This is a genomic window from Neglectibacter sp. X4 (assembly GCF_009917365.1).
GTDB lineage: Bacteria > Bacillota > Clostridia > Oscillospirales > Acutalibacteraceae > Acutalibacter.
Map to the genome: position 1 here is coordinate 1 of NZ_QWLE01000095.1, position 5,215 is coordinate 5,215.

Consider the following 5,215-nt stretch of genomic DNA (forward strand, 5'->3'; position numbering starts at 1 on the left):
AGCCCCATGCGGTCAAGCAGCAGGCCATACAGCACCTTTGCTTCCAGCGACACGCCTTTGTAGCGGCGGTCGGTCAAAAGAATTTTCGGGATGCGGTAGAAGCTGTACTGGTCGGCTTCATTCCCGTAGTAGTAATTCAGATTCAAAGTTTCCGGCATTTTCAAAGCCTCCTGTCTAAATGAAAAAAGCCCCGGTGATTTACGTCACCAAGGCAGAGTTATCTATAAACAAAAAAGCCGCACAGTAGCTGATTGTTCGTCAGATACTGCGCGGCTTGTGGTTTCGATATTCGGTTTTTTTGTGGTGTGTGCCAGAGTAGGCCACTTTTTCTACATTTTTTGTCGGAGTTTTGACAGATAATCGGGCATTTTCCCTGTTTTTCTCGGCGTTTTCCTCTACGTCTATTCGTCTGGTCGTCAGAGATGCAGGTTGACGGATACAGCCTTGAGGGGCAGAAGAATAGTTTGAAACGGTTTGCAGACCGTGAGGAAATGGAAGTTGTCGGCATCTACGAAGATGCAGGAAAATCGGGGAAGTCAATTGAGGGGCGACCCGCATTTAAGAAAATGCTGTCCGACATAAAAAATGGATTGGAAATAGAGTATATCCTTGTCTATAAACTTTCACGTTTTGGAAGAAATGCGGCAGACATTTTAAATTCATTGGAATTTGTTCAGTCCTATGGGATAAACCTTATCTGCATTGAAGAGGGGATTGACTCATCCCAGACAAGCGGAAAGCTGCTCATATCTGTCCTGTCAGCGGTTGCAGAGATTGAGAGGGAAAATATCATTGAACAGACCATGAACGGGCGCAGGGAAAAAGCAAGGCAGGGAGGGTGGAACGGCGGCTTTGCTCCATATGGATATTATTTGAAAGACAATCAGCTTTTAATAGAGGAAACCGAAGCAGAAGCAATCCGAATTATATTTGAAAAGTTTGGGAACTCAGATATAGGGCTTGGTGGTGTTGCGAAATACCTAAATCTGCAAGGCATAAAGAAAATACCCCGTCAGAACGGAAAGTTAGAAACATGGAGCAATCATTTAATACGGCAGATATTAGACAATCCTGTTTACTGTGGAAAAATTGCTTATGGCAGGAGGACACGGGAAAAGGTTAAGGGAACAAAAAACGAATATAAGCAAGTCCATACTGATGATTATATTTTAGAGGACGGACAGCATGAAGGAATTGTCAGTGAGGAACTCTGGCAGAAAGTCCATGCAAAGCGGAAGGCGACAGGAATTAAGCAGCCGTCAAAGGTTGGAAAAGACAGGTCACTGATATGGACAAGACCACAAATTAAATTGTGAAGCGGGCTGCTGACATTTTGCACTTGCACTATGAAATAACAGAAAAAGGGGCAGGAAACCACAATAATGCGTGGTTTCCTGCCCCTTTTGCGCATTTGAGAATTAGCCCCTAAAATCGCTTTTTCAATTCCTCAATCCAAATTCCGATCGTTTCAGCCAAGACAAATTGCTGACGCAAAACCGCCATACCGATTTCCGGAACCTCCGGCGCATTTTCTTTTTCCCGAAGGTTTTCTTCCAGATATGTTTTCAAATCCTGCACATTTTTTTCAATGCTGTCAATGCAAGTTTTTTGCATTTCCAAAGGAACACTGTCCAGATTTACAATCACAGCATTAAAGTCCAGAAACATACGGATAGGCTGGGCGGAAAGCTCTCTCATGAGCCGTTCAAATTCCTGTTCACCGCTGTCTGTCAGCGAGTAAACCGCCTTTTCCGGCATATTATTCTCCCGCACAAGGACACTCTGGAGCAGACTCTTTTCTTCTAACTGAATGACCTTTTTATAGATGGAAGGTGTGCTGATTTTTACCCATTTTGAAATGTTGCGGTATTCTACCAGCTTTTGAATGTCGTAGGCACTCAACGGCTGCTTTTTAAGCATCCCAAGGACAATCAAATCTATTGTTGCCATGAAGATTTCCCCTTTCATACTTGACAAGTACTATAAATTATAGTAGTATGTGTTGACTGGCAGCTACTATAAAGTATACTACTTCACATGACTCTGGCTGTCAAGAGAAAGGAGCAATTTATGGACGGAAACAAAAAAATGGCGCTTTTGGGGAGCGCGCCCATTCCCAAAGCTCTCCTGGCACTGGGCATCCCAACGATGATTGGTATGCTCATTAACGCCCTCTACAATTTGGTAGACACCTATTTTGTAGGCGGGCTGGGAACCGACCACATGGGCGCGGTCACGGTTGCCTTTCCCCTGGGACAGATTGTTGTTGGCCTGGGCCTGCTGTTCGGAAATGGCGCTGCCGCCTATCTATCCAGGCTGCTGGGCTGGGGCGATAAGGACACGGCGAACAAGGTAGCAAGTACAGCCATATACAGCGGCGTTTCCATTGGGGCAGTCGTGATCCTGTTCTCTATTATCTTTCTGGAACCGATTTTGGAACAAGCTGGCGCAATCGAAAGTGTGATGCCTTATGCAATCACTTACACACGCATCTATATCGTGTTCTCCATTTTTAATGTGTTCAATGTCACCATGAACAACATCGTTTCCAGCGAGGGGGCGGCGAAAACGGCTATGTGTGCGCTAATGGCTGGCGCGGTGCTGAACGTGATATTAGACCCTGTTTTCATCTACGCACTGAACCTCGGCGTAGCTGGCGCGGCGATTGCGACAGCGATTTCTCAAATCGTTTCCACATTGGTTTATGTGTGTTACATACTCCGGAAAAAGAGCGTGTTCAGCTTCAGCATTAAAGAATGTTGCTTTGCAAAAGAGATTATGCGTGGTACAAGGAAGAAGGTGATTCAGATGCCTAAACCTTGGCAGAATGGGGAAGGATATGCAGACCCTACGGCCTATGAAGGTTTGAAGCCTGTGATCCGGGGAGAAACGGAACAGCAAAAGCGCCTGAACACCCTGATCTTTGTGCTGAAGTATATTATTCAGCTGGCCGGGTTTGAACTGCTAAACAGAATTGAAATTCGGGATAAAAGAACCGGGAGGGAATACAGATGATGGATTTAGAAAACCGGGCGTTGTCCATGGTAAAGACCTATTTTCCTGACACCCCCGAAAACATCCAAGTTCAGGTTGGGGCTTTCCTGACTCCTGACTGCTGAATGTTGGAACATGATCAATGAAGTGGTGAATGAAACTGCTTCCTGTATGCGGAAACAGTTTGAACGGGCTTTAGGGCAATCGCCCCGCCGCTGGAAAAAACCTGATGGGGGTGGGACAGATGGAACTTGACACCATTTTCAATCAGGATTGTTTGGTGGGGCTGAAGGCCCTGCCTGACAAGGCCATTGACCTGATTCTGACTGATCCGCCCTATGGAAAAAAGGCGGACAAGGGAACAAACGGGTTTGGAGCCGCAAAGAACCGGCGATATGCCGGGGGGTGGGATGGCATGATCCCCCCCCCTGAATTGTTCAGTGAAATGTTCAGAGTTGCCCGGAACCTGATTATTTTTGGCGGCAACTACTTTGGGCATTTACTCCCACCGTCAAACTGCTGGATATTTTGGGATAAGAAAGGGGACGTGGCCTTTCAAAACCCTTTTGCGGATGGGGAGTTGATCTATACCACGTTCAAAAAGCCTGTGAAGCGGATTGTGTTCAAGCAACAGGGGTTTATCACTGACAGCAAGGATAAACGATACCACCCCACGCAAAAGCCCACGGAATTAGTTCAAAAGTTGATTGAAATGTTCAGCGAACCCGACCAAGTGATCTGTGATCCGTTTCTTGGGAGCGGCACTACGGCGGTTGCGGCTGTAAATAGTGGGCGGCATTACATAGGTTGGGAGATTGACCCCGGCTATTTTCAAATCTGCTGTGATAGGCTGGATGAAGTGGAAAATTCAGATTTTGGAGGTAAAACACCATGAAAATTCAAGATTGTTTCGACCTTTTGACCGCAAACGGGGTGGAAATTTCGGAAAACTTCAAGAAATTTTTGAAAAACGCCGGATTTTTTACCCTTCCGGCTTCCACCCAATTCCACGGGGCCAAGGATGGCGGCTTGTATAATCATAGCTTGGCCGTGGCGGAAACCCTGCTGATCCTGACGGATCGGAACCACCTGAAATGGGATCGCCCCGGTTCCCCGGTGATTGTGGGCCTGTTTCATGACCTGTGCAAGCTGGAAGCCTATGAACCGGTTATCACTGAAAGAACACCAAAGGTGGTAAAGTACAGTTGGAAACACCGGGACAGCCGGGATCAGCTTTACACCGGGCATGGGGAAAAGTCTGTTCTGATGCTGGCCCCTTGGATGCCGCTGACCGCTGAAGAAGTGGCCTGTATTCGCTGGCATATGGGCGCTTTTGATGATCGTGAACAATGGAGCCATTACACCGCCGCAGTTCGTCAATTTCCTAATGTGCTGTGGACACACCAAGCGGATATGATCGCCGCCCATATTCTTCAGCGGTAGGGGTTGGAACAGTTGCGGAACAGATGAAATAGGGTGATCTGTTCCGCTTTAATCCCTTGATATTACTGGATTTTTGGACTATGGAACAGATGGAACAGATGCCAGTATTACTTAAAATAAAATAAAAAAATAATATATAGATATATATTATATAGAGAGTGCCCCGTTTATCTGTTCCATCTGTTCCAAACCCTTGAAAACACTGATATTCTTGACTTTTTTAATGGAACAGATGTAAGAAAGGATGTGTACCATGAACGATAAAGAACTGATCCAAGCGGCCAAGCGGTATCTGAATAGGGTTCAGCAGACTGACCGCTTGATCGCCCGGTTGAAGTCTACGATTGCCACCCTTCGGGCGGGACTGACCAGTCAAAGCTATGAACTGAAGCCGGATAAGGTGCAGACTTCCGGCCCCGGTGATGCGTTAGCCGAAACCTTTGCCCGGATTGATGAACTTGAACGGGAAATTCAGCAGGATATAGTTGACCTTGATAACTGGAAAAAAGATACATATGAGCGGATTGAAAGGCTTGATGATCTCGACCAAAGAAATATCTTGATTGCCCGGTATATGCAAGGGAAACGATGGGAAAAGGTTGCTTTTGAACTTAACTTTTCAATTTCACAGATATACCGGCTTCACGGGGCCGCTTTAGCGGCTTTTGTCCAAAACAACCCTGATGTTTGTAAAGTTGGTAGTGGGCGATTTAACACACGGCCACCCTTCCCTTTCCGTTGTCGGGGAAGCCGGGGTTCATGGGTTGCGGTACTGGAA

At 46.5% G+C, this 5,215-nt stretch carries 6 protein-coding genes and 1 pseudogene; 5 read left to right on the forward strand and 2 right to left on the reverse strand.

Annotation, left to right across the window (positions count from 1 at the left end; translation table 11 throughout):
* Window positions 1-158: replication initiator protein A (locus tag D1841_RS16300; protein ID WP_207710195.1), on the reverse strand; the 158-nt coding region annotated here is incomplete at its 3' end.
* A 264-nt stretch (window positions 159-422) separates the two neighbouring features.
* On the opposite strand from D1841_RS16300, the gene D1841_RS16305 reads away from it, so the two are divergent.
* Window positions 423-1,316 (forward strand): recombinase family protein, encoded by an 894-nt coding sequence (locus tag D1841_RS16305; protein ID WP_347564035.1) that lies wholly within the window; start codon window positions 423-425, stop codon window positions 1,314-1,316.
* Between the two features lie 109 nt (window positions 1,317-1,425).
* Here D1841_RS16305 and D1841_RS16310 read toward each other — a convergent pair whose 3' ends face one another.
* Window positions 1,426-1,950: a PadR family transcriptional regulator gene (locus tag D1841_RS16310; protein WP_160644650.1), complete on the reverse strand. Its 525-nt coding sequence runs from the start codon at window positions 1,948-1,950 to the stop codon at window positions 1,426-1,428.
* 120 nt (window positions 1,951-2,070) lie between these two features.
* Here D1841_RS16310 and D1841_RS16315 point away from each other — a divergent pair.
* The 4 genes and pseudogenes from D1841_RS16315 to D1841_RS16330 all read left to right on the forward strand — a co-directional run.
* A pseudogene (locus D1841_RS16315) lies at window positions 2,071-2,781 on the forward strand (MATE family efflux transporter); the annotation flags it as partial.
* 457 nt (window positions 2,782-3,238) lie between these two features.
* Window positions 3,239-3,889, forward strand: a complete 651-nt coding sequence (locus D1841_RS16320) for a DNA methyltransferase (RefSeq protein WP_160644652.1) — start codon at window positions 3,239-3,241, stop codon at window positions 3,887-3,889.
* Window positions 3,886-4,437, forward strand: coding sequence for a hypothetical protein (locus D1841_RS16325; RefSeq protein ID WP_160644654.1), 552 nt, complete (start codon window positions 3,886-3,888; stop codon window positions 4,435-4,437). Before D1841_RS16320 ends, D1841_RS16325 begins: the two co-directional genes overlap by 4 nt.
* Before the next feature lie 253 nt (window positions 4,438-4,690).
* Window positions 4,691-5,215 (forward strand): hypothetical protein (locus tag D1841_RS16330; protein ID WP_160644655.1); only part of this gene is annotated, 525 nt, incomplete at its 3' end.